Origin of the sequence: Novosphingobium sp. HR1a, assembly GCF_015594425.1 — a bacterium.
GTDB lineage: Bacteria > Pseudomonadota > Alphaproteobacteria > Sphingomonadales > Sphingomonadaceae > Novosphingobium > Novosphingobium resinovorum_A.
This window is the reverse complement of sequence record NZ_JABXWS010000003.1, coordinates 49,836-72,983: the sequence shown is the minus strand read 5'-3', so window position 1 is coordinate 72,983 and position 23,148 is coordinate 49,836. Positions and strand designations below refer to the sequence as shown.

Annotated in this window: 20 protein-coding genes; 8 read left to right on the top strand and 12 right to left on the bottom strand. The window is 66.0% G+C overall.

What is annotated here, in order from left to right; all coding sequences use genetic code 11:
- From HWN72_RS00575 to HWN72_RS00560, 4 genes are all read right to left on the bottom strand, one after another.
- A partial coding sequence (locus HWN72_RS00575) for a PfkB family carbohydrate kinase (RefSeq protein ID WP_248005708.1) occupies positions 1-305 on the bottom strand: 305 nt, incomplete at its 3' end.
- Complete coding sequence (gene kduD, locus HWN72_RS00570) at positions 305-1,060, bottom strand: 2-dehydro-3-deoxy-D-gluconate 5-dehydrogenase KduD (RefSeq protein ID WP_008831745.1); 756 nt, start codon at positions 1,058-1,060, stop codon at positions 305-307. The genes kduD and HWN72_RS00575, both read right to left, overlap by 1 nt.
- A 91-nt stretch (positions 1,061-1,151) precedes the next feature.
- Positions 1,152-1,988 carry a 5-dehydro-4-deoxy-D-glucuronate isomerase gene (gene kduI / locus HWN72_RS00565; protein ID WP_008831744.1) on the bottom strand — a complete coding sequence of 279 codons (837 nt, stop codon included), beginning with the start codon at positions 1,986-1,988 and terminating at the stop codon, positions 1,152-1,154.
- A gap of 291 nt (positions 1,989-2,279) precedes the next feature.
- Positions 2,280-3,296: a LacI family DNA-binding transcriptional regulator gene (locus HWN72_RS00560; RefSeq protein WP_211149502.1), complete on the bottom strand. Its 1,017-nt coding sequence runs from the start codon at positions 3,294-3,296 to the stop codon at positions 2,280-2,282.
- A 293-nt stretch (positions 3,297-3,589) separates the two neighbouring features.
- On the opposite strand from HWN72_RS00560, the gene HWN72_RS00555 reads away from it, so the two are divergent.
- The 3 genes from HWN72_RS00555 to HWN72_RS00545 are packed head-to-tail and all read left to right on the top strand — an operon-like array spanning position 3,590 to position 6,703.
- Positions 3,590-4,387: a 2-keto-4-pentenoate hydratase gene (locus HWN72_RS00555; protein WP_211149501.1), complete on the top strand. Its 798-nt coding sequence runs from the start codon at positions 3,590-3,592 to the stop codon at positions 4,385-4,387.
- Between the two features lie 52 nt (positions 4,388-4,439).
- On the top strand, positions 4,440-5,720 hold the full coding sequence (locus tag HWN72_RS00550) for an MFS transporter (protein WP_008831741.1): 1,281 nt from the start codon (positions 4,440-4,442) through the stop codon (positions 5,718-5,720).
- Between the two features lie 2 nt (positions 5,721-5,722).
- Entirely contained in the window at positions 5,723-6,703 is a 981-nt protein-coding gene (locus HWN72_RS00545) for an alpha/beta hydrolase (protein ID WP_069708810.1), read from the top strand.
- Between the two features lie 404 nt (positions 6,704-7,107).
- Here the strand turns inward: HWN72_RS00545 and kdgD are convergent, their stop codons facing one another.
- Positions 7,108-8,034: a 5-dehydro-4-deoxyglucarate dehydratase gene (kdgD, locus tag HWN72_RS00540; RefSeq protein WP_008830133.1), complete on the bottom strand. Its 927-nt coding sequence runs from the start codon at positions 8,032-8,034 to the stop codon at positions 7,108-7,110.
- A 161-nt stretch (positions 8,035-8,195) separates the two neighbouring features.
- On the opposite strand from kdgD, the gene HWN72_RS00535 reads away from it, so the two are divergent.
- Entirely contained in the window at positions 8,196-9,086 is an 891-nt protein-coding gene (locus tag HWN72_RS00535; RefSeq protein ID WP_008830134.1) for a LysR family transcriptional regulator, read from the top strand.
- Between the two features lie 129 nt (positions 9,087-9,215).
- On the opposite strand, the gene HWN72_RS00530 is transcribed toward HWN72_RS00535, so the two are convergent.
- Positions 9,216-11,054: a hypothetical protein gene (locus HWN72_RS00530; RefSeq protein ID WP_211149500.1), complete on the bottom strand. Its 1,839-nt coding sequence runs from the start codon at positions 11,052-11,054 to the stop codon at positions 9,216-9,218.
- On the bottom strand, positions 11,051-12,397 hold the full coding sequence (locus HWN72_RS00525; RefSeq protein WP_211149499.1) for an MFS transporter: 1,347 nt from the start codon (positions 12,395-12,397) through the stop codon (positions 11,051-11,053). The genes HWN72_RS00530 and HWN72_RS00525 overlap by 4 nt, the downstream gene beginning before the upstream one ends.
- A 446-nt stretch (positions 12,398-12,843) precedes the next feature.
- Between HWN72_RS00525 and HWN72_RS00520 the strand changes: the two genes are divergently transcribed.
- Together HWN72_RS00520 and HWN72_RS00515 are read left to right on the top strand one after the other, a co-directional pair.
- Positions 12,844-15,699 carry a TonB-dependent receptor gene (locus HWN72_RS00520; RefSeq protein WP_069708807.1) on the top strand — a complete coding sequence of 952 codons (2,856 nt, stop codon included), beginning with the start codon at positions 12,844-12,846 and terminating at the stop codon, positions 15,697-15,699.
- A gap of 88 nt (positions 15,700-15,787) precedes the next feature.
- On the top strand, positions 15,788-17,038 hold the full coding sequence (locus HWN72_RS00515; protein WP_211149498.1) for a family 43 glycosylhydrolase: 1,251 nt from the start codon (positions 15,788-15,790) through the stop codon (positions 17,036-17,038).
- Between the two features lie 201 nt (positions 17,039-17,239).
- On the opposite strand, the gene rfbA is transcribed toward HWN72_RS00515, so the two are convergent.
- Genes rfbA through rfbC form a run of 4 tightly spaced genes read right to left on the bottom strand, consistent with a single transcriptional unit; the run spans position 17,240 to position 20,716 of the window.
- A complete protein-coding gene (rfbA, locus tag HWN72_RS00510) occupies positions 17,240-18,175 on the bottom strand; it encodes a glucose-1-phosphate thymidylyltransferase RfbA (RefSeq protein WP_008830139.1) in 936 nt (311 codons plus the stop codon).
- On the bottom strand, positions 18,172-19,092 hold the full coding sequence (gene rfbD, locus HWN72_RS00505; protein WP_211149497.1) for a dTDP-4-dehydrorhamnose reductase: 921 nt from the start codon (positions 19,090-19,092) through the stop codon (positions 18,172-18,174). The genes rfbA and rfbD overlap by 4 nt, the downstream gene beginning before the upstream one ends.
- Positions 19,089-20,147, bottom strand: a complete 1,059-nt coding sequence (gene rfbB, locus HWN72_RS00500) for a dTDP-glucose 4,6-dehydratase (protein WP_211149496.1) — start codon at positions 20,145-20,147, stop codon at positions 19,089-19,091. The genes rfbD and rfbB overlap by 4 nt, the downstream gene beginning before the upstream one ends.
- A complete protein-coding gene (gene rfbC, locus HWN72_RS00495; RefSeq protein WP_211149495.1) occupies positions 20,138-20,716 on the bottom strand; it encodes a dTDP-4-dehydrorhamnose 3,5-epimerase in 579 nt (192 codons plus the stop codon). Before rfbC ends, rfbB begins: the two co-directional genes overlap by 10 nt.
- A 418-nt stretch (positions 20,717-21,134) precedes the next feature.
- On the opposite strand from rfbC, the gene HWN72_RS00490 reads away from it, so the two are divergent.
- Together HWN72_RS00490 and HWN72_RS00485 are read left to right on the top strand one after the other, a co-directional pair.
- A complete protein-coding gene (locus HWN72_RS00490) occupies positions 21,135-21,968 on the top strand; it encodes a LuxR C-terminal-related transcriptional regulator (RefSeq protein WP_211149494.1) in 834 nt (277 codons plus the stop codon).
- Positions 21,969-22,185: 217 nt separating this feature from the next.
- A complete protein-coding gene (locus HWN72_RS00485; RefSeq protein ID WP_008830144.1) occupies positions 22,186-22,419 on the top strand; it encodes a response regulator transcription factor in 234 nt (77 codons plus the stop codon).
- A gap of 39 nt (positions 22,420-22,458) precedes the next feature.
- On the opposite strand, the gene HWN72_RS00480 is transcribed toward HWN72_RS00485, so the two are convergent.
- On the bottom strand, positions 22,459-23,145 hold the full coding sequence (locus tag HWN72_RS00480; protein ID WP_211149493.1) for a 4'-phosphopantetheinyl transferase superfamily protein: 687 nt from the start codon (positions 23,143-23,145) through the stop codon (positions 22,459-22,461).
- Between the last annotated feature and the right edge of the window lie 3 nt (positions 23,146-23,148).

Genomic DNA, 23,148 nt, shown 5'->3' with positions numbered 1-23,148 from the left:
AAGCCCGCCCCGCTTTCGAGGAAGTAGAGGCCCATCCGCCCGGCATCGCGGCCCACATAAGCCGTATCGATCCCGGCGGCATTCAGGGCCGCACGCGCCTTGTCGCCCAGCGGACTAGACGGCAGGCGCGTCAGCATCTTCACGTCATGGCCCAGCGAGGCGAGCCCCGCCACGACATTGGCCTCCGCGCCGCCGACGACCATGTCCAGCGCATCGCACTGCACCGTCAGCCGCGCACCCGGCGTGGCGAAGCGAAGCAGGACTTCGCCGAAAGTGACGACGTGGCCAGAAGCGCTATCGGTCATCAGCGCGCCAGCCAGCCGCCGTCGACGGCGAGGACCTGACCCGTCACGTAGTCCGATGCCTGCGAGGCGAGGAACACGGCGGCGCCCGCGATATCCTCGGGACGGCCCCAGCGGCCGGTCGGGATGCGCTCGAGGATCTGGCGGTTGCGCGTCTCGTCGGCGGATAGCGCAGCGGTGTTGTTGGTGGTGATATAGCCCGGCGCAATCGCGTTGACCTGCACACCCCTGGGCGCCAGTTCGTTCGCCATCGCCTTGGTGACGCCGGAGACGCCCGACTTCGCCGCCGCATAGCTGGGCACGCGGATGCCGCCCTGGAAGGTCAGCAGCGAGGCGATGTTGACGATCTTGCCGTAGCCACGTTCGGTCATGCCCTTCGCCGCCGCCTGGCTGAGGAAGAACAGGGTCTTGAGGTTGGTGTCTATCACCGCGTCCCAGTCCTCCTCGGAGAACTGCAGCAGGTCGTCGCGGCGGATGATGCCCGCGTTGTTGACGAGGATGTCGACCTTGCCGAGACCCGCCACCGCTTCGTCGATGACGCGCTGGACCGGCTCGATGCTGGACAGGTCGGCCTTGATGTTGACCGCCTTGCGGCCCGTCGCGGCGATCAGCGCCAGCGTTTCGGTCGGCTCCGAGCGGCCTGCCACGGCGACGTCGGCGCCCGCCTCTGCCAGCGCGACGGCGATGGCCTGGCCGATGCCGGTGTTGGCGCCGGTGACGAGCGCGGTCTTGCCCGTCAGGTCGAAGGAAATTGCCATAATACCATCTCGCCACTGCGGACGCCGTCACGCGATACCAGCGTGCGGCGTCCCTGATTATTCGTCGTTGCCTTCGGTGCGGGGCCAGCTCCTACTGGAGCTGGCAGATGTCCAGCACGTTCATGTCGGTGTAGTCGAGGTTCTCGCCGCCCATCGCCCAGATGAACGCATACTTCTTGGTGCCCGAACCCATGTGGATCGACCACGGCGGGCTGATGACGGCCTCTTCGTTGGCGATGACGATGTGACGCATCTGGTCCGGCTCGCCCATGTAGTGGAAGATGCGGTCGTTCTCTTCGGGCAGCTCGAAGTACAGGTAGATTTCCGAGCGGCGGTCGTGGAGGTGCGGCGGCATGGTGTTCCAGACCGAGCCTTCTTCCAGCACGGTCAGGCCGAGCAGCAGCTGCGCGCTCTCGCACACGCCGGGGATCACGAGCTGGTAGATCGTGCGCTGGTTCGAGTTGGCGAGGTCGCCGCGCGCCAGCGGGTTGGCCTGATCGAGCGTGATATGCTTGATCGGCAGCGCCTTGTGAGCGGGAACCGAGGCGATGTAGAAGCGCGCGCCCTCACCCTCGAAGATCACCTCGTTCGTGCCCATGGGGACGTAGAGGCATTCCTTGTTCTTCATCTCGAAGCGCTGGCCGTCGACGGTGATCGCGCCCGGTCCGCCGATGTTGGTGATGCCGGCCTCGCGGCGCTCGAAGAAGGACTTACCTTCCGCGCTCTTGGGGACGGTCTGCAGCGGCAGGGCAAGCGGCTCAGCGCCCGGAACCGCGCCGCCGATGATGAAGCGCTCGTTGTGCGAGTAGTTGAGGTTGACCTCGCCGGCCTTGAACATGCCGGTGACCAGGTAACGGTCGCGCAGTTCTTCGTTGGAGACACACTCCATCATGTCCGGATGGGTGGCGTGGTACGTCTTGCAGAACACTGTGAACTCTCCCGTTCAGGTCTTGGCGACTTTCGTATCCGCTTTAGGTAACCGGTGTCAACGAGGTTTAAAAGACGCTTCAAAACTCGTCATCCCAGCGAAGGCTGGGACCGCTGGCTGTCTTTAGGCGCGCGTTTGCTGCTGAGGCTTCGACAAGCTCAGCCTGAGCGGGATTTAAAGACCTGCTCTCAATCTGCTCAGGCTGTGCTTGTCGAAGCCCCAGCAGGCATGCGCTGCGAAGGTGGGCATTCAAGGCCACCGGTCCCAGCCTTCGCTGGGATGACGATCCGCCTATGACCGATAGGGCACCGCCGACGCGCGCCGGATCAGGTCCGAGAGGAAGAACGAAGGCTCCGACGCCGCCGAGGCCGGGCGAATCAGCTTCGCCGCCGCCGTGCTCGCCATCGTGCGGATCGGCCAGCGCACCGTCGTCAGCGGCGGCCAGATGTGCGCGGCAGTGGCGGTATCGTCGAAGCCGATGATCGACAGGTCTTCGGGCACGTTCAGCCCCCGCTCGCGCGCGGCGTGGAGGATGCCCGCTGCCATCTCGTCATTGCTGGAGAACACGGCGGTGGGCGGTTCGGCGGCCGACAGCAGCTTCTCGCCCGCCGCCTTGCCCGATTCGAAGCGATAGGTGCCCCGCGCCGCGATCGCCGGGTCGAGCGTCAGGCCCGCCGCCGCGAGGCCGTCGAGGAAGCCCTGTTCGCGCTCGTTGGCGGAGCGGAAGCCCTCCGGCCCGGCGACAAAGCCGATTCGCGTGTGGCCCAGCTCCACGAGCCAGCCGACCGCCTCGCTCACCGCCTGCCGGTCGTTCGAGGCGACGAGATGTTCGTCGTCGTCGAGCCTCGCCGAGCCCATGCGCACGAGCGTGCAGCCGAGATCGCGGCACAGTTCGGCGAGGTCGTCGCGCTCCGACAGCGGCGGCAGCAGCATGACGCCGTAGAGGCGCTGCTGCTCGATGAAGCGGCGGATGTCCTCCGCCAGCGTCGGCGAATGGCGGTTCACCGGATGGACGACGAGCGCGAACTCGGTGTCGCGAATGGTGTCGAGAATGCCCTCCTGCACCCCCAGCACCATCTGCGCGTTCGGGTTGTCGTGAATCAGGCCGATCAGGAAATTGCGCCCCATCGCCAGCGCTCGGGCCTGAAGGTTCGGGACGAAACCCAGTTCGGCGATCACCGCCTCCACCTTCTTTCGCGTCGCCTCGCCCAGCAGCGGCGACTTGTTGATGACACGGCTCACCGTCTTCTTGGACACGCCGGAAATGCGCGCAACGTCGTTGATCGTGGGTTTCTGGCCTTCTGCCATGCGGCGTCCTTATGGTCTTGCGTCGGCGCGTTGGTCGATGGGCCGAATTTTTCCGGCTTGCCTTCAAGCGGGACGAAAGGCAAGATGACACCGGTTACCATTCCATCGCCTGTGCATTTGCATAGGATGGAAAGATGCCGGAACGCTCGCAGGGCGTACCGGCGGGTGACCAATCCGACAGAGCGGACACTCTGTACAGACGGGTCAGGATGGGCGTTTGGATGACACCGGTGTCGCCGGTAATCCAGTGCCGAACTGGCCGAAGCACGGTATTCTTGGGTGTGGGGATTGTTTTGACAGACACGGCAAAGGCAGTCGCCGAAGCATTCGTGACGGCGCGGCGCGAGAAGCGCGCATTGGATTCCTATCCCGGACAAGCCCCCACCGACCTCGGCGGCGGCTATGCGATCCAGGATTTCGCCCTCGCCTTCGACGGGCGTGAGGTTGCGGGCTGGAAGGTCGGCAAGATCAACCCGCCGCTTGACGGGCAACTGGGCGCGAACCGGCTGGCCGGGCCGATCTTCACCGACAGCGTGGTGACGGTGGCAGCGGGCGAATCGCCCGAGATGCCCGTCTTCGCCGACGGTTTCGCGGCGGGCGAGGCGGAGTTCCTGCTTCACGTCGCGGCAGGCTGGGACGGCACGGTGCCGCAGGACGACACGGCCACCCGCGCGGTCCTCGACGCGGTGCACATCGGCATCGAGGTCGCCAGTTCGCCTTACCCGCGCATCAACGCGGACGGGCCGCCGGTGACCGTCTCCGACTACGGCAACAATTACGGCATGGTCATCGGGCCGGTGCTCGAAGGCTGGGAAACGATCGACTTCAACGCGATCACCGTCCGCCTCGACATCGACGGCGAGACGGCGGGCGAGGCCACCACGGCGACAATGCTCGACGGGCCACTGGGCGCGGTGCGCTTCCTGCTCGGCAACCTTGTCGCGCGCGGGATCGACTGCAGCGGCGGCACCTGGGTCTCGACCGGCGCTGTCACCGGGGTTCACGAGGTCGTGCCCGGCCAGCAGGTACTGGCGACTTTCGCGGGCCACGGTACGGTAGCCTGCGGCATCGTCGCGGCAAAACCCGCCTGACAGAACCAATTAGAGCGGCACACGAACAAGACGGTCGCAAGGGAGTAGGGAAATGGATGCAGGAACCGGCGGTACGGTAGGCCAGACGGCAAAAGTCGGGCGCTATCGCTGGGTCGTGGTGGCGCTGCTGTTCGCGGCAACCGCCATCAACTACGTCGACCGTCAGATGATCGGGGTGCTCAAGCCGACGCTGTCGGCGGAGTTCCACTGGTCCGAGTCCGACTTCGCGGGGATCGTGTTCTGGTTCCAGCTGGCCTACGCGGTCGGCTACCTGTCGTTCGGCAAGATCGTCGACACGCTCGGCGCGCGCCTCGGCTACACCGTCGCCATCGTTATCTGGACAGTGAGCCACATGGCACACGGTTTCGCCACCGGCCTGACCTCGTTCGCGATGGCGCGCTTCGGCCTCGGCGTCGGCGAATCGGGCAACTTCCCCGCCGGCATCCGCGCCGTGACCGACTGGTTCCCCCAGAAGGAGCGCGCCTTCGCGATCGGCGTGTTCAACGCGGGCGCCAATGTCGGCGCGATCGTCACCCCGCTGCTGGTGCCGCTGCTGGTGCTGTGGTTCGACTGGCGCATGGCGTTCTTCGTCACCGGCCTGTTCGGCATCATCTGGCTCGCCGTGTGGTGGGCCGTCTACCGCCACCCGGACGAGCATCCGCGCGTCACTGCGGCCGAACTCGCCTACATCAAGCAGGACCCCGCCGACCCGGTGGAGAAGATCGGCTGGAGCCGCCTGCTGGTGGTCAAGGAGACCTGGGCCTATGCTCTGGGCAAGTTCCTGATCGACCCGATCTGGTGGTTCTTCCTATTCTGGCTGCCCGGCTACCTGTTCGAACGCTACGACCTCGACCTCAAGACCTTCGGCCTGCCGCTCGCCGCGATCTACCTGATCTCGGACGTGGGCAGCATCGCGGGCGGCTGGATGTCCTCGAAGCTCATCAAGGCGGGGCGCACCCCGAACTTCGCGCGCAAGGCGACGATGCTGCTCTCGGCGCTGTGCGTGCTGCCGATCTGGTTCGTGCAGGGCGTCGACAACGTGTGGGTCGCGGTGCTGGTAATCGGCCTTGCCACGGCGGCGCACCAGGCGTTCTCGGCCAACCTCTACACCCTGCCGTCCGACGTGTTCCCGCGCGGCGCGGTGGGCTCGGTGGTCGGCATCGGCGGCACCGTGGGCGCGTTCGGCGGCATGGGCATGGCGCTGTTCGCGGGCTACATCCTCGACGCCACGCACAGCTACGAGGTGCTCTTCGCGATCTGCGCGAGCGCCTACCTGATCGCGCTGCTGGCGGTCCACGTCCTCAGCCCGCGTCTGGCGCAGGCGCGGGTCTGACGATGGAGATCGACCGCAGGGCTCTGTTCGCCGGAGCCCTCGCGGCTTCGGTGATCCGTACGATACCGGCGGGGGCGGCAACGCCCCCGCCGCGTCCGTTTCATGAAACCGGCGAGGTCATCGACCTCTGGCCCGGCACGCCGCCGGGAGCCCCTTCCCCGCTGCCGGTGGAGATCGCGACCGAGCGCTCCGCCAACTCCGCCCAGCCCGACCGCGTGATCGCGGGGATCGCCCGGCCGCGCATCACTGCTTTCCGCCCGAAGTATCCCAACGGCGCGGCGCTGCTGGTAATCCCCGGCGGCGGCTATCGCGAGGAATCATTCGACAAAGGCGGCATCCAGGTCGCGCAGTGGCTGACCGAGCACGGCTACACGGCCTTCGTGCTGACGTACCGCCTGCCCGGCGAGGGCTGGCAGGACCGCTCCAACACCCCCCTCGCCGATGCCCAGCGCGCCATGCGGCTGATTCGCGCGAAGGCGGCCGCCTACGGCATCGCGCCGGAGCGGGTGGCGGTGATGGGATCGTCAGCGGGCGGCCACTTGTGCGCCGATCTCGCCAGCCGCTTCGCATTTCCCGCCTACGCGCCGGTGGACGCGGCGGACAGGCTCTCCGCCCGGCCGTTCTGCGCCGCGCCGCTCTACCCGGTGGTGAGCATGGACCGCGCCATCGCCCATGCCGGATCGCGCGAGAAGCTGCTCGGCCCGAACCCGACGCCCGCGCTCGAGGCGGCGCATTCGGTGGATCGCAACGTGACGCCCGAAAGCCCGCCGCACTTCATCGTCCATGCCGAGGACGATGCCACCGTACCGGTCGAGAACTCGCTGCGGCTGCGCGCGGCGCTGAGAAAGGCGGGGGTGAGCGTGGACCTGCACCTCTTCGCCGAGGGCGGGCACGGGTTCAACTTGTGGAACATCGCCGGCAAGCCGGTGGCCGCATGGCCGGGCCTCTGGCTCGACTGGGCGAGCCGCGTGGGGCTCGGCTGACGTCGTCCCGGGCTCGACCCGGGACCGCTGACCGTGACCAGCCCACCTTGCATCGGGCGCTATGTCCGTAAGCGAACGCCTTGAGCATAATCGTATTTGGCTGAACATTTATTAGTCATCCCCGCGAAGGCGGGGACCCATCTGATGACGGTTCAACCTGCCACGTCAGGAGATGGGTTCCCGCCTTCGCGGGAATGACAATGATACCGTCAAAGTTGATCACCCCCTCGGGGCGCGCTGCTTGCGAAGCAAGGTGGGCTGGTCACGGCCAGCGGTCCCGGATCAAGTCCGGGACGACGGACACAAAAAACAGGGATGAACCGGCTCCCGGAGGGGTGGGAGCAAGTTCATCCCTGCGTCACGGCGCGGGCGTTTGGAGCCACCCGCACCTTGGGTGAGTACCGTCAGGCCGTCTCGCGCAGCGAAGCCTGGGCCTTCTCGACGAGCGCGGCGAGCATCGCTTGCTCTTCTGCGGAGAGGTCGGTCAGCGGCGAGCGGACCGGACCCGCCGGGCGGCCGATCACGTTCATGCCCGCCTTGACGATCGACACCGCATAGCCGGTGCCGCGATTGCGGATGGCAATGTAGGGCAGCACGAAGTCGGTCAGGCCCGCCAGGATCGCCGCCTTGTCGCGCGCGCGGACCGACTTGTAGAAAGCCAGCGCCCACTCCGGCATGAAGTTGAAGATCGCCGAGGAATACGTCGTCACGCCCATCTCCAGATAGGCGGGGGCGAAGGTCTCGGCCGTGGGCAGACCGCCGATGTAGGTCAGGCGGTCACCCAGCTTGGCGTAGATGCGCATCATCAGCTCGACATCGCCGACGCCGTCCTTGTAGCCGATGAGATTGGGGTTGCGCTCGGCAAGACCGGCCAGCGTGTCCTCGGTGACGATCGCGTTGTCGCGGTTGTAGACGATGACACCCAGCGAGGTCGCCTTGCACACCGCCTCGATGTGGGCGGCAAGGCCCTCCTGAGTCGAATTGACGAGGTAGGGCGGCAGCAGCAACAGCCCGTTGGCGCCCGCCTTCTCTACGTTCTGCGCCATTTCCACCGCGATCGCGGTGCCGTAGCCGCAGCCCGAGAGCACGGGCACCTTGCCCGCCGCTTCCTCGACCGCCGCCTTGACGATTCCCGGGACTTCAGCCGGGGTAAGCGAGAAGAACTCGCCGGTGCCGCCCGCCGCGAACAGGCCGGCCACGTCGTAGTCCGACAGCCAGCCGAGATGGTCGCGATAGGCCGCCTCGTCGAACTTCAGGTCGGCGTCGAAATGCGTGACCGGAAACGAGAGGAGACCCCCGCCGATACGGGCGGCCAAATCCTGAGGCGACATCGCTTAATGCTCCAATTGATCCTGTAGAGCCTTTGCTACCTGCGCGGGGCGGCCGCGCCCATCGCTGGGACTGGATCGATTTATGTCGCAGCGGCATCGATCAGCGCCCATCGATGCATCGCGCGCTTTTCCTCCGGCCTCATGCGCGGTAGGCATGGACGATGTTCGAACTCACGCACTTGCGCTGCTTCGTCGTCCTCGCCGAGGAACTGCACTTCGGCCGCGCCGCCGAGCGGCTGCACATGACCCAGTCGCCGCTCAGCCGCCAGATCCAGGTGCTCGAACGCATCCTCGGCGTCGAGCTGTTCAACCGCACCAGCCGCCGGGTGACGCTGACGCTGGCGGGCGAGACCTTCCTTCACGAAGCGCGGCGCATCGTGCGCCTGTCCGAAAGCGCGGCGCTGGCGGCGCGGCGGGTGTGGAAGGGGGAGACCGGGCGCATCTCGATCGGCTTTACGGCGGTCTCGGGCTATGTCCTGCTGCCGCGCATCGTCAAGCGCGCGGCGGTGGAACTGCCGGGGCTGGAACTGCAATTGCACGAACTGGTCTCGGGCGATCAGTTCGAGGCGCTGCATACGGGCATGATCGACCTCGCGCTGGTGCGCCCGCCGGTGGACAAGGTGCAGTTCGATTCGGCGCCGCTGCTGCTGGAAAGCCTGCTGGTGGCGCTGCACGAGGACGATCCGCGCGCGGGGCAGGAGCGTTTCGCGCCGGGGGATTTCGACGGGCAGGATCTCGTCATGTATGCCCAGCGCGGGGCCGGGTACTTCAACCTGCTGCTGTCCAGCCTGTTCGAGCGGGCCGGGGCAGCGCCCAGCTACGTGCAGTACGTGACGCAGATCCACTCACTGCTGGGGCTGGTCGGCGCGGGGCTCGCGCCGGGGATCGTGCCAGAGGCGGCGGCGGGGCTGCACCCGCGCGGGGTGGTGTTCCGGCCCTTCGAGAGCGAGCCCGCCGCGCCGGTGGAACTGCATCTGGCGTGGCGGCGGGAGAGCGAGAACCCGGCGCTGCCGGCGTTCAGGGAACTGTGTCTGAAGGCGATGGCGGAATGACGCGATAGTAATGACGTCGTCCCGGACCTGATCCGGGACCGGTGGCTGTCTTTAGGCGAGAGCGTGCTGCGCGCGCAGCAAGGTAGGCCGTTCATGGCCAGCGGTCCCGGATCAAGTCCGGGACGACGATTACATCTGCGGCCACGCCAGTGTCGGCGGCTGACTGAACCGGCTCATCTCCAGCACCACCCGCGCACCCGCGCCCGGCTCCAGCCTGAGCGCCACGTCGCGGTCGCCCACCGCCAGGTGCCTGTCGCCGATCCGCACCGCCTCGATGCGGTGCTCGCCATAACCGCCGCCACGGATCACCAGCCGCCGCGCCAGCGCAGGGTTGAGGTTCACCAGCGAGAGCGTCGTCGTCCCGGCATCCATCTTCTCTACCAGTGCCGCCACGTCTTCGGGCAGACCCGGACGCTTGCGGTCGGCGTCGAAGTGCCGCAACCGCGCGAAGAGCAGCGTGCCGCCCTGGTTGGGAGAGGTCTTCGACCACGGCGGCCGCGCGACGTGGATCGCGCCCATGGTCTGGTGCAGCAGCGCCGTCACCGAGACCGGGTTACGCTCGATCGGGTTGTCGGCAAGGCGAGTGGCGGCAGTCGTCCTGTCCTCGTGGACGCGGACCATCTGGGTGCGCACGCGCTCCATGTCGTCCAGCAGCGACTGTTCGGCCCAGCCGTCCTGCTTGCCGTCGAGGAACTGCGTCCACGGCGTCGGCTCCATCGCCGCGCGGTCGGCCTCGGCTTGCGACAAGTACCAGATCTCCCCGGTATTGAAGCGGTAGGGGCCAGGCTTGAAGCTGTACCACCCCTGCGCACCGTGCATCGTGGGTGCGGAGAGCACCCCGTCGATCTTGCGCGACTGTGCGTTGATCGCCGCGTTCTGGTCGCGCCAGACCTGCAGGTAGCGGTCATCGCCGGTCGCCATATAGGCGTTCATGAAGCCCATGATCGCGCGCGGGATGCGGTTGCGGTCCTCGCGCTTGCCGGTGACGGGGTTGATCGGGCTGAACCCCCAGCCGTAGGTGCCGCCCCACCAATGACCGCCCGCGCCGCCGCCGACCTTGCCGTCCGGCCCTATATTGCTGGGCAGGATGCCGCCGTTGGCTTTTGCCCGCGCCGCCCATGCCTCGACATACTCCAGCATCCAGTCGCGGAAGCGCGCTTCGCCGGTCAGCATCCAGGCGTTGAAGCCCAGCGCGGTCGAATGCAGGTTCAGCGGGTTGTCGCCGACCGTCTCGGTATATTCGCGGTAGTGCTCCAGCGTGTCCTTGTAGCTCGATTCGCCGTGGACCATCTCGAACGGCGCGGTGTCGAAGGGGTCGCCCGCCCAGTCGAGCATCGTCGCCGGGCGCATCAGCGGGCCGATGCTGCCGTTGAACATCGAACGGATGAGCCTCAGCTTCGGATCGTAGTTGCGCGCGATGGGATCGCGGCCGGTGTAGAAATCGGCGAAGCGGCGGGCACGCTCGATCAGCTTGCGGTCGTCCGGGCTGCACAGGCCGAGCTGGTTGAAGGTGGTCAGGCCCTCGCTGATGTGCTGCCAGTCCATCTGCGGCGGGAATTCGCGCACGTACATGCCGTTCCGGCCCATCAGCACGTCTTTGGTGCGGGCCCGGGAGTACTGCGCGAAGTGGGCTTCCTGCACCTTCTGCGCAAGGTCGAGCAGGCCCGCCTCGCCGCCGATGAGGTAGAGGTAGGGCCAGTCGTTGATCGCCTCGATGGCGTCGTCGGGGCCGTCGTTGGCGCCCCAGCGCAGGAACGCCTCGATCTCGTGCTTCGCGTTGAAGTAGCGGTCGTGGAAGGCGCGGGCGGCGTCACCCTGCATGGCGATGAGGTGGCGCTGCAGCACCGCCCAGCGCGGCGCGGCCATCGGCGTGTCGATGGCGATCTCGGCCGATCCGGCGCGGGCTATGGCCGGAACCAGCATCAGCGCGCCGGTGGCCAGCAGTACGGTACGACGGTCGAGATTCATGCGGCAAGCTCCAGTCGCTCGAGCTTCTGCACGACGACGAAATAGGCAACGATGGTCAAGAGGCAATGCGCGCCGACGAAGACGAGCGCGGTGTCGAACGATCCCGCCTGCGCGACGAGGATGCCCACGACGATGGGCGTGACGATCCCGGCGGCATTGCCGAAGGTGTTGAACACGCCGCCCGCCAGCCCCGCCAGCTTGCGCGGCGCCACGTCGGACATCACCGCCCAGCCGAGCGAGGCGACGCCCTTGCCGAAGAACGCGACCGACATCAGCAGCACCACGCCGACCTGGCTTTCCACTTTGGCGGCGACCATGATGAGGCTGGCCAGCAGCATCCCCGCCAGCAGCGGCGCCTTGCGCGCCATCGTGATCGAGCCGGTGCGCGCCAGCAGCATGTCCGACATCACGCCGCCCGCCACGCCGCCGACGAAGCCGCACAGCGCGGGCAGCGCGGCGACGAACCCGGCCTCCATGATGTTGAAGCCGCGATCCTTGACCAGATAGATCGGGAACCACGTCACGAAGAAATAGGTCAGCACGTTGATGCAGTACTGGCCGAGGTAGACGCCGATCATCATGCGGCTGGTCAACAGCTGGCGCACGTTGCTCCAGGTGAAGGTCGGCTCGGCGGCCTTGTCCTTGCGGCCTTCCGGTTCGACCAGGCCGCCGCCTTCGCGGATCAGTTCGACTTCGGCGGCGTTGGCCCACTTGTGGCGCGTCGGCTCGCGGATGAAGGCGGCGAAGGCGCACATCGCCATCAGGCCCAGCGCGCCCATCACGAAGAACACCGCGCGCCAGCCGAATTCATGGACCACCCAGCCCATCAGCGGCGCGAAGGCGACCAGCGAGAAATACTGCGCCGAATTGAAGATCGCCGAGGCCGTCCCGCGTTCGCGCGCCGGGAACCATGCGGCGACGATGCGCGCATTGCCGGGGAACGAGGGCGCCTCGCACAGACCCACGAGGAAGCGCAGCAGGAACAGCTGCGTCACCACCGTCGCGCCGAGGATGAAGCCCGCGAAGCCCTGCAGCACGGTGAAGAACGACCATGTCCCGATCGCCGCGATGTAGATCGGCCGCGTCCCGAACCGGTCGAGCAGCGCGCCGCCGGGGATTTGCGCCAGCGAATAGGCCCAGGCGAAGGCGGAGAGGATGAACCCGGTCTGCACCGCATCGAGCCCCAGCTCCGCCGAGGCCGAAGCCCCCGCGATCGAGAAGGTCGAACGGTCCGCGTAGTTCAGCGAGGTGATGACGAAGATCAGCGCGATGATGAGAAAACGCACCTTCGTCGGGCGCGTACCCGTCGGGGTGGCTGCTTCTATCGAACCTGACAAATCCATCTCTCCATCGCCCCACATCCGCCGCACTGGTTTGCGGCTTTTTCCGTGCCTTCAGACTTACGCGCGCGGCGTCCACTCCATCCATGCCGCTGTGCAGCTTGATCGATGTGCGCTGCGCATCGCCGCCGTCGCTTCGTCATTGCGAGCGTAGCGAAGCAATCCAGGGCGGGGTGGAATTGCCCTGGATTGCTTCGCTGCGCTCGCAATGACGGGACGGAGGTTCGGCATTCGACAATCCCGCTTTCTTCCCCAAACCGATGCACCGACTGCATCGATCAAGCCCCTTTTCGCGCACGAAGCAATGAAGCGCCGGGCGTATCAATCTGCGTGTTGTTCGTAGTCTCTGACACCGGTATCAAGCTCGACCATAAAAGGGAGGCTGGGCCGGTCAAGGCGAGGACGGGAAAGTCCCGCGTCGCCGGTCTACAAATGGGGAGGAAATCAGGGTGCGCAGTTCCGCAATTCTTCGTCGTCGCCTGGTGCGCGGTGCGTCCGCGACCGTTCTGGCCGTCGCCTGCATCTCGCCGGCCTATGCGCAGGACGCGCAGACGTCCGAGATCGATGGCGCGACGCCGGCCGACATCATCGTCACCGGCTTCCGCAACTCGGTGCAGACCGCGCAGGCGGAAAAGCGCCAGTCCACCGCCGCAGTGGACGTGATCAAGGCCGAGGACGTCGCCAAGTTCCCCGACAACAACCTGGCGGAATCGCTCCAGCGCATTCCCGGCGTCGCGATCAGCCGCGAAGGCGGTGAGGGCCGCGCGATCTCGGTGCGCGGCCTTGGCCCCGAATATACCCGCGTGCGCATCAACGGCATGGAAGCCGTGGCGACCACCGGCGGTTCGGACGCAGGCGGCGGCGTCAACCGTGGCCGCGGTTTCGACTTCAACATCTTCGCCTCGGAACTGTTCAACTCGCTGACCGTGCGCAAGACCGCCTCGGCCTCGGTCGAAGAGGGCTCGCTCGGCGCCACGGTGGACCTGCAGGCCGCCCGCCCGCTGGACTTCAAGGACAACTTCGTCGTCGCCGGGTCCGCCCGCGCAGGCTACAACGATCTGTCGAAGGCCTGGGACCCGCGCCTTGCGGGCCTCGTCAGCTGGCAGAACGATTCGGGCACGTTCGGCGTTCTCGCCTCGGCCGCGTACTCCACCCGCACCATCGAGGAGGAAGGCCACTCGACCGTGCGCTGGAGCCCGGCGGGCGTGAACGGCGGCTTCAACGCGGCCTCCACCCTGCCCGGCTACACCGCCGCCCAGATCAATCAGGCCCCCGCCGCCGACGGTTCCAACTGGGGCGACTTGATCTATCACCCGCGCATTCCCCGCTACGACAGCTGGAAGAACGACATCAAGCGCCTGGGTCTCACCGGCGCCGTCCAGTGGAAGCCCTCGGATCGCACCGAAATCGTCGTCGAGGGGCTCTATGCGAAGTCCAAGACGCAGCGCTGGGAGAACTACATCGAGGCGCTCTCGTTCAGCCGCTCGGGCGCTTCGGGCAAGTCGCAGACCATCATCCGCGACGGCGTGGTCGATGACAACAACTCGCTGGTCTACGGCGTGTTCGACGACGTCGACATGCGCATCGAATCGCGCCACGACCGCTTCAGCACCACCTTCTACCAGTACAACACCGTGGTGAAGCAGGAACTGAGCGATACCTTCCGCCTCAACGGCTATGCGGGCTACTCCAAGTCCAAGTTCGACAGCCCCGAGCAGACCACCGTTGTGCTCGACCGCGCCAACTCGGACGGGTTCTCGTGGGACTACCGCGACAACAGCCGCGCGCCGACCATCAACTGGGGCTTCGATCCCAGCGATCCGGCCAGCTGGTCGTTCACCAACGGCACCTCGGACATCCGCATCCGCAGGAACGAGGTCACCAACGACTACCTCTCGACCAAGCTGGGCGCGGAGTGGGACGTGGCCGACGGCTTCAAGCTGTCGTTCGGCGGCGAATACCGCCGCTTCCGTTACGAGACTTTCGAGAGCCGCCGCTTCGTCGCCGAAACCTCCTCTGGCACGCTGACGCCCGCGCAGGTCGCGGCGCTGACCAAGCCGTTAAACGGCAAGACCGGCGATCCGAACTATTCGGGCTACGTGATCCCCGACCTGCAGGGCTTCGTCGATACGCTCAATATCTATTGCAACTGCGTGACCAACATCAACGGCCGCGACGTGGACTTCCGCGTCAACGGACGTGACGTGGCGGGTACGAACCCCAACGCGACGGCGGCCAGCAACACCGGCTCGATCAAGGAAGTCGACAAGGCGGCGTGGTTCCAGATCGATTTCGAGCGCGAGATCGGCGGCATCATGTTCCGGGGCGATGCGGGCGTGCGCTACGTGAAGACCGGCCAGACCTCGTTCGGGTATGGTCTCTCCAGCGGCGTCGCCACCCCGATCACCGTCAAGCGCAGCTACGAGAACTGGCTGCCCTCGATGAACCTCGTGGCCGAGATCACCCCCGACTTCCTGCTGCGCTTCGGCGCCGCGCAGGTGATCACCCGTCCGGGCCTCGGCGCGCTGTCGCCCGGCGGCAACCTGATCCTGCAGCAGGCGAACCAGGTCTTCAACCAGGGCAACCCGTACCTGAACCCGACCGAGGCGTTCAACCTCGACTTCTCGGCCGAGTGGTACTTCGCACCGGGCTCGCTGCTGGGCATCAGCCTGTTCCAGAAGGATATCGGCTCGCTTTCGGGCACGCAGATCTCGACGCTGGTGCCGTTCGACCAGCTGGGCTTCCCGCTCAACCTCGCGACCGACCAGGGCCTGCCCGCAAACGTGCCGGTGACCGTGCGCCGCACGATCAACGGCGACGGCGGCAAGCTCAAGGGCTTCGAGCTGAACTACCAGCACCAGCTGGACTTCCTGCCGGGCTTCCTCAGCAACCTCGGCATCCTGGCGAACTACACGTACGTCAAGGCGGACCTCAAGTACCCCGGCCCCGGCGGCATCGGCACCGTGGTCGGCCCGCTGACCAACCTGTCCAAGCACACCGCCAACGGCACCCTGTTCTACGAGGACAAGCTGCTCTCCCTGCGCGGCTCGGTGTCCTACCGTTCGGGCTACGTCGAAGCGTTCGGCGGCGGCGCGCGCGATCAGAGCACGCAGGAAGGCGTCAACAGCGCAATCAACGTCGATGCCTCGATCGGCGTCAACCTGACCGACAAGATCACCCTCACCATCGAGGGCAACAACCTGACGAACGAGGTCAAGGACATGTACATCGGCGATGCCGACCGCGTCGTCCTCAACCACAGCTTCGGCCGCCAGTTCTACTTCGGCGTCCGCTTCAAGTACTGACGACCTGTCCCGGCCCCCGCTTAACCGCGAGGGCCGGGATTTTTCGGTCCAATTATGATAGCGCTATCCAAACCGGGAGAGAGATGACGTGACCAAGGGCTTCGAACTGAGCCGCCGCGCGGTGGTTGCCGGCAGCCTCGCGCTGCTGGGCACGCGCCCCTCGCTCGGCCTTGCCGCCGAGCCTTTGAAGCGCCCGCCCTTCCCGGTCGAGGACGACAACGGCCGCCCGATCGATCCGCCGCCTGCGCGCTACTACGACGTCGCGACGCGCAGCGGCCCCGGCCTTCCGGTCACTCCCGAAACCGAGCGTGGCGGCTGGGTCACCAGCGAGGCGGCGGTGGACCGCAAGGGCGTGCGCTTCAAAGGCCCCGGCACGCCGCCGAAGAACGCGCTGCCGTGGAACGATTCCGACTCCGGCCGCGTCGTCACGCAGGGCCTGATCCCGCCGGTGAAGCCGCTGATCCACGTCCACTTGCGCGACACCATCGTGTGCCTCGGCGGTGACGGTTTCTACTACATGACCGGCTCCACCGGCGACGACATCTGGAAGGCCAACGACGGCGTCGAACTCTGGCGCTCGGCCGACCTCGAGCAGTGGGACTACCTCGGCCTCGTCTGGAGCATCGAAAAGGACGGCGGCTGGGAAAAGCAGTGGACTGTGCGCAAGGGCGACTACTTCCGCGCGATCTGGGCGCCGGAAATCCACTACATCAACGGCAACTACTACATCTGCCATTCGATCAGCCGCTCCGGCATCGCGATCCTGCGCAGCACCACCGGCAAGGCGACCGGCCCCTACGTCCACGCCTTCTCGCCCGACAAGCCGCTGCGCAACGGCATCGACGCCACCCTGTTCGGTGACGACGACGGCGCGGTCTACCTGACGTACGGCGGCGCCTTCGAGATGGTGCGCCTGAAGCCCGACCTCTCCGGCTACGACGGCGAGTGGACCCCGATCACGCTGGAAACCCCTGACCCCGACCCGCTGCACCACAACAAGAAGTGCGTTCACCGCGGCTTCAAGGACATCGGCTTTGAGGGCGCGACGATGTTCAAGCATGACGGCAAATACTACCTCGGCGCCGTCGACCGCTTCCACCCCAACCGCTATTCCTTCGCGCTGGCGACCTCGGACACGCCTTTCGGCCCGTACCGCGACCGCTACGAGAGCGTGCCGTGCGGCGGCGGCGGCAACATCTTCAAGGACAAGGAAGGCCGCTGGTGGTGCACCATCTTCGGCAACGACGACGAGGCGCCGTTCCGCGAAAAGCCCGGCATCGTGCCGGCGCGCATGGACGAGAAGGGCCATCTGGTGCCGGACTTCACGCCGCGCACGTAACTCCTGGGTGCGCGATCATCGTGAATTACAGAACCGTCATTCCCGCGAAGGCGGGAACCCATCTCCCGACATTTCGTGTGGCACCGGCATCAGATGGGTCCCCGCCTTCGCGGGGATGACCAGGAGTGTTTCAATTAGAAGAAGCGCCCCTCCGCCACCCCGCTCAGCCTGAGCGGGGGGAGAGTAATGACCGCCCGACGCTTACTGCACCGAGGGATGCGGGTCCATTTCCAGCCGCGCGCCCGGCAGCGCGGTGTCGGGGGTGACCCCGCCCTGCTCCAGCACGTGGCGCAGATAGCGCGCATAGTCCGACTTGCCGAGCCGCGAGATCGCCCGCTCCAGTCCCGCTTCGCTGATGAAGCCCCGGCGATAGGCGACTTCCTCCGGGCTGGCGATCTTGGTGCTCTGCCGCTTCTCGAGGATGCGTACGAACTCGGCCGCGTCCATCAGGCTGTCGGGCGTCCCGGTATCGAGCCAGGCGTAGCCGCGCCCCATCATCTCCACCGACAGCTGGCCGCGTTCCAGATAGGCGCGGTTGACGTCGGTGATCTCCAGTTCGCCGCGCGGCGAAGGGGCGAGGTTGGCGGCGATCTCCACCACTTGCGCGTCGTAGAAGTAGAGCCCGGTCACCGCCCAGTTGGAGCGCGGCAGGCTGGGCTTCTCTTCGATCGAGACGGCGCGCGCCCGGCTGTCGAACTCGACCACGCCGTAACGCTCGGGGTCCTGCACATGATAGGCGAAGACGCTCGCCCCGCGCTGGCGCTCGCCGGCGCGGGCGAGGAGGTCGGGCAGGCCGTGGCCGTGGAAGATGTTGTCGCCCAGGATCAGCGCCGAGGGCTGCCCGCCCACGAAATCCGCACCGATCACGTAAGCCTGCGCCAGCCCGTCAGGGCGCGGCTGGACCGCGTATTCCAGTTCCAGTCCCCATTGCGACCCATCGCCCAGCAGTTCGCGGAAGGCGGGCAGGTCACGCGGGGTGGAGATGATCAGGATCTGCCGGATGCCCGCCAGCATCAGCGTGCTCAGCGGGTAGTAGATCATCGGCTTGTCGTAGACCGGCATGAGCTGCTTCGAGGTCGACAGCGTCATCGGATAGAGGCGCGTTCCGCTGCCCCCGGCGAGAATGATGCCTTTCATGAGCAGGCTCCTGCGAACTGGTTAAGGGAGTGATGCCGGGCGACCAGCCGCTGCACGACGCCGCGCAGGGAGGTCCGCCACGGCGGCAAGGCGACACCGTGCACCGCCGCGATGCGCGCGCAGTCGAGGCGGGAGTCCGCCGGGCGACGCGCCACGGTCGGATAGGCACTGGTCGGGATGGCGCGGACCTGTGCCCAGGGGCCGCCCAATTCGTGCGAGAGGTCGAACACCGCCTCGGCAAGCTGCGCCCATGAGGCGTCGCCCTGCCCGGTCAGGTGGAACACGCCGCGCAGGCACGGATCGGGGTCCGCCAGCAGGTTGCGCGCGACCGCGATCACACCCTCGGCGATGTCGAGTGCGCTGGTCGGGTTGCCGAACTGGTCGGCGACGACGCTGACCTCCTCCCGCTCTCGTGCCAGTCTCAGCATGGTCTTGACGAAGTTGCCGCCGAACGGGCTGTAGACCCAAGCCGTGCGCAAGACCGCGCTGTCGGCGCCATGTGCGGCCAGCACCGCGCGCTCGCCTGCGAGCTTGGTGGCGCCGTAGACCCCGGCTGGATCGGTCGGCGCGTCCTCTGTGTGCGGCCCCCCCGCATCGGCGGCGAAGACGTAGTCGGTGGACAAATGCACCAGCGGCACGCCGAGATCGCGCGCGGCAAGCGCGATCGCCTCCGCCCCGTGCTCGTTGACCGCCTGCGCCTTGCGGCGATCGGTCTCGGCCGCATCGACGGCGGTGTAGGCGGCGGCGGAGACGATGGCGTCGGGGCGCACGGCGGCCAGCGCATCGCGTACGCTCTCGGGCCTGAGCAGATCCAGCACCGGACGTCCGACCGGCAGGACCTCGACCCCGAACGCCGCGCCCCGCTCCATGAGCGCGCGCACGACCTGCCCTCCGGTGCCGGTGACCGCCAGTCTCACGCGGCGACCTCCTGCATCAGCCCGAGGCGCTCGCCTTCGTACCGGGCGCGCAGCGGGCGCCACCACCATTCGTTATCGATGTACCACCGGACGGTGCGGCTGATCCCGGTCTCGAAGGTTTCCTGCGCCTGCCAGCCGAGTTCGCTCTCCAGCTTGCTCGCGTCGATGGCGTAGCGGGCGTCGTGGCCGGGACGGTCCTCGACGAATTCGATCAGGCGTTCGCGCGGCACCGGACCCGGCGCCATCGCATCGAGGATCATGCAGATGCGGCGCACCACGTCGATGTTGCGGCGCTCGTTGCGGCCCCCGACATTGTAGGTCTCGCCCAGCCGCCCGCGCGAGGCGATGCACTCCAGCGCGCGCGCGTGATCGTCGACATAGAGCCAGTCGCGCACATTCTCGCCCCGGCCGTAGACCGGCAGGCGGCACCCCTCCAGCGCGTTGAGGATGGTCAGCGGGATCAGCTTCTCGGGGAAGTGATAAGGGCCATAGTTGTTCGAGCAGTTCGAGACGACCACCGGCAAGCCGTACGTGCGATACCAGGCTTTGACGAGGTGATCCGATGCCGCCTTCGAGGCCGAATAAGGCGAACTGGGATCGTAGGGCGTGGTCTCCTCGAACAATCCCTCGTCACCGAGCGAGCCGTAGACCTCGTCGGTCGAGACATGGAGGAAACGAAAGCGGTCGCGCTCGGTCGCGGGCAGGCGCTGCCAGTAGTCGCGTGCCGTTTCCAGCAGGGTGAAGGTGCCCACGACGTTGGTGGCAATGAAGTCCCCCGCGCCGGTGATCGAGCGATCGACGTGGCTCTCGGCGGCAAGGTGCATCACCCGGTCGGGGCGGAACTGCGCGAAGGCTTCGGCCATCGCCGCGCGGTCGCAGATGTCGGCGCGCAGGAAGCGGTAGTTCTCGCGCCCGGCCACGCAGTTCAGCGAGGCGAGGTTGCCCGCATAGGTCAGCTTGTCGAGGTTGAGGACGGTGTCCCCGCGCGTCTGCACCAGATGGCGCACCAGCGCCGAGCCGATGAAACCCGCCCCGCCGGTCACCATCACGCGCATGCGGCAAGTTCCTCGAAGAAGAAGTGCGCGGGCCGCTCGCACAGCAACGGCTGCGCGCGGTCCTTGGGAGAGAGGCTGGCCGGGTTGGCAAGCTGCGGCCAGTCGATCGCCAGCGCCGGGTCGTTCCAGCGCATGCCGAGGTCGCATTCGGCGCAGTAGTAGTCGGTCACCTTGTAGGCGACGACGGTGTCGGGCAGCAGCGTGCAGAACCCGTGCGCGAAGCCGGGCGGTATCCAGAGCTGGGTGCCGTTGTCGGGCGTCAGCGTCTCGGCGATCCAGTGGCCGTACGTGGGAGAGCCGGCGCGGATGTCCACCGCCACGTCCATGATCGCGCCCGCGGTGCAGCGCACCAGCTTGCCCTGTGCATGCGGCGGGCGCTGGTAGTGCAGGCCCCGCACGGTGCCGACGGCAAGGCTGCAGGACTCGTTGTCCTGCACGAAGGCCGCATCGCCGCAGTGCCGGGCGAACAGGTCGTGCCGGAAGGTTTCGGCGAACCAGCCGCGCGTGTCGGCGATCCGGCTGGGCACGAAGGCGCAGGGACCGGAAATCTCATAGGTCTTGACGATCATGGTCGAGGCTCCCGCTCCCCCGGCCGGGCGAGAAAGCCCGGATGCGCGTATCCGCGTAGCCGCAACGATCGGCAGGCCCCGCTAGGGACAAGAAGCCAGATTTGCCGGGCAGCCGCCATTCGGCGATGACCGCCCCGAGTATTCTATTCCGACTTCGCCTTTATGACTTTTACGCAATCCGTAAGAGGCACGATTACGTGTCTTCCAATAGAAGTGCCGCTCAGTCGCGTATCTTGCGCCCGGAACATCGGCCCGCAGTAATCGTTCCCCATCGACTTACCGCAATGCTGCAACGTCGCAGCAACAATCCTTACCCATCCGAGCACTGATTTTTACGGCATTGTCAAACTATTAATCATCATCCATGGTGCCTGACACGCATGGGGGCGAAAATGCGAAGAGGGGCATACGAACCGACATGCCGGCATCCATTTCCATTGCGATCACGAATTCGATCATCCGCGAAGGTCTAAGGCGCATATTCACGGATGCGGACTTCGAGGTGTCGGAATCGGTTTCCGCTCTCGAAGAACTGAACCTGGGTCTTTCCGAAGAAGAGGTTCAGCACATCCTCGTCGTCGAGCGCGAATTGCTGCAGGATAATTGCACCGCCATCGTCGAAACCATGCAGCAAGACCATCCCGAAATGCGGATCATCGTGCTTACCGGCGCTTTCGATTTCGACGAGATGGTCGCGCTCTATGCGGCCGGAGCCTATGCCTATTTTCCCGACAACGTGCCTTATCTTTCGCTGGTCGCGATCCTGCAAATGGTCTCGAACGGGCAGAAGGTGGCGCCGCCGGAGGTGATCGACTTCCTCGTCAGCCTGCCGGCAGCCACACGGCACGCCGCCCCCGCCCCGGCGATCGAGGCGTTCGGGTTCCGCGACCGGGAACTGCGCGTCCTGGAGCATCTTGCACTCGGCCAGCCCAACAAGGCGATATCGCGCGAGATGGGCATCAACGAAGCCGCGGTAAAAGCGGCGGTTAAGGCCATCCTTCGCAAGCTCGGGGTGGAAAACCGTACCCAAGCCGCAGTAATGGCACGCGAGTTAATTAACAGGCCTTCCAGCCTCGTCGGTCAGGAGGCCGTGGAGGGAAACGTCGATATTCCTCAGACGAGCCATCCCCCGCAGCCGAGTCTGTTCGATCATGGCTCGACCTCTTCCGATTCAAGCACTAGGCGCTTCTCCGGGTCGATCCAGACCGACAGGATGATTGCGCGCAAGAGCAGAGACACTTTGTTACAATAGGTGATCCGGAGTCATCTATCTGCTTTTGTTATATTCATGTGTTCCGGATGGGCCGCTTATACTGAATTTTCAGAGTCCCATTATAGTACTGATAAGTGCCTCAAGAGGATGACGAGCTAGGTATATTCCCCCAAAATATTGCGTGACTCTCCGTTAGAGCGATGCGACATTGGGTTCATGGGGTTAACTGACCCCATTAGAGTCTACGGGGGTTTATATGTATCGAATTGAAGGAACCGAGAACGTCCAGCTGACTTCACGCGAACTGGACGTACTTCAGTTTGTGGCCATGGGTCGTTCGGCGAAGGAAACCGCGATCGAACTGAACATCGCGCCCTGCACGGTCGAACGCCACGTCGAGAACGTGCGGCTCAAGACGCGCACTCGCAACCGCGCCCACATGATCGCCTACGTCATCCGCGAAGGACTGCTTCAGTCGCAGGCTAACTGAGTACAGAGAAAAGCAAGAATGTCGGTTAGTATTTGGGAACTAACACTGGCCTCGCATGGCCCAAGACATCAGCAAACCGCCCTTCGGGTCGACAACATCGCTTTCCACGACTTCTCCATCGACAAGCACGTTCCTCGGGCCGCAGCCCACACCGCACTCGAACGATGACGGGGCAATTGAAAGACCCTTTCCGAGTGCCTTAGAACAGGCTTCCTTCCTGACCCAGACCGTCAGGAATGCATGGTCGGAAAACGCATCCGGCCTTTCATTCAACTGCATTAATTCGCGATCGGTATAATACATCGCAGCCAGTCCGGCCGCGTCGTCGACAGAGCGCACCCGCTCCATGTCGATCCCGATCTCCACGTGCCGCGCGAAAGCGACGAGCGCGACCTCTCCGCTGTAGCTCATGTTGCACTGCACATGCGGCACATCACGAAGATGCGGCTTGCCGAAATCGTTCACGCCATAGCGCTGCCGCGATGCCGCAATGCCGAACTCTGCCTCGATCAGCAGGCGCAGCGCGCCATGCGCCGCCAGGTAGCGCCGCGCGAGGGCACAAATCCTGAACCGATCTGCGCGCGCGCGTTCCTCGTCACTCAGGAGCGCGGAAACGTCGCCCGCGTTGTCCGGATCCGCCCGCACCAGCCAAAGCGGAAACGGCGCCGCGATCCGCTCACCGATGATGCCGTGCCGGGCGAGTGTCGCGACGAGATCCTCTCCCATGGC

Bases quoted from the DNA above. Each gene is read 5' to 3' on its own strand.
- kduD (WP_008831745.1), bottom strand. From the start codon at position 1,060: ATGGCAATTTCCTTCGACCTGACGGGCAAGACCGCGCTCGTCACCGGC.
- HWN72_RS00560 (WP_211149502.1), bottom strand. From the start codon at position 3,296: ATGGCAGAAGGCCAGAAACCCACGATCAACGACGTTGCGCGCATTTCC.
- HWN72_RS00550 (WP_008831741.1), top strand. From the start codon at position 4,440: ATGGATGCAGGAACCGGCGGTACGGTAGGCCAGACGGCAAAAGTCGGG.
- HWN72_RS00545 (WP_069708810.1), top strand. From the start codon at position 5,723: ATGGAGATCGACCGCAGGGCTCTGTTCGCCGGAGCCCTCGCGGCTTCG.
- kdgD (WP_008830133.1), bottom strand. From the start codon at position 8,034: ATGTCGCCTCAGGATTTGGCCGCCCGTATCGGCGGGGGTCTCCTCTCG.
- HWN72_RS00535 (WP_008830134.1), top strand. From the start codon at position 8,196: ATGTTCGAACTCACGCACTTGCGCTGCTTCGTCGTCCTCGCCGAGGAA.
- HWN72_RS00530 (WP_211149500.1), bottom strand. From the start codon at position 11,054: ATGAATCTCGACCGTCGTACCGTACTGCTGGCCACCGGCGCGCTGATG.
- HWN72_RS00525 (WP_211149499.1), bottom strand. From the start codon at position 12,397: ATGGATTTGTCAGGTTCGATAGAAGCAGCCACCCCGACGGGTACGCGC.
- rfbA (WP_008830139.1), bottom strand. From the start codon at position 18,175: ATGAAAGGCATCATTCTCGCCGGGGGCAGCGGAACGCGCCTCTATCCG.
- rfbB (WP_211149496.1), bottom strand. From the start codon at position 20,147: ATGCGCGTGATGGTGACCGGCGGGGCGGGTTTCATCGGCTCGGCGCTG.
- rfbC (WP_211149495.1), bottom strand. From the start codon at position 20,716: ATGATCGTCAAGACCTATGAGATTTCCGGTCCCTGCGCCTTCGTGCCC.
- HWN72_RS00490 (WP_211149494.1), top strand. From the start codon at position 21,135: ATGCCGGCATCCATTTCCATTGCGATCACGAATTCGATCATCCGCGAA.
- HWN72_RS00485 (WP_008830144.1), top strand. From the start codon at position 22,186: ATGTATCGAATTGAAGGAACCGAGAACGTCCAGCTGACTTCACGCGAA.
- HWN72_RS00480 (WP_211149493.1), bottom strand. From the start codon at position 23,145: ATGGGAGAGGATCTCGTCGCGACACTCGCCCGGCACGGCATCATCGGT.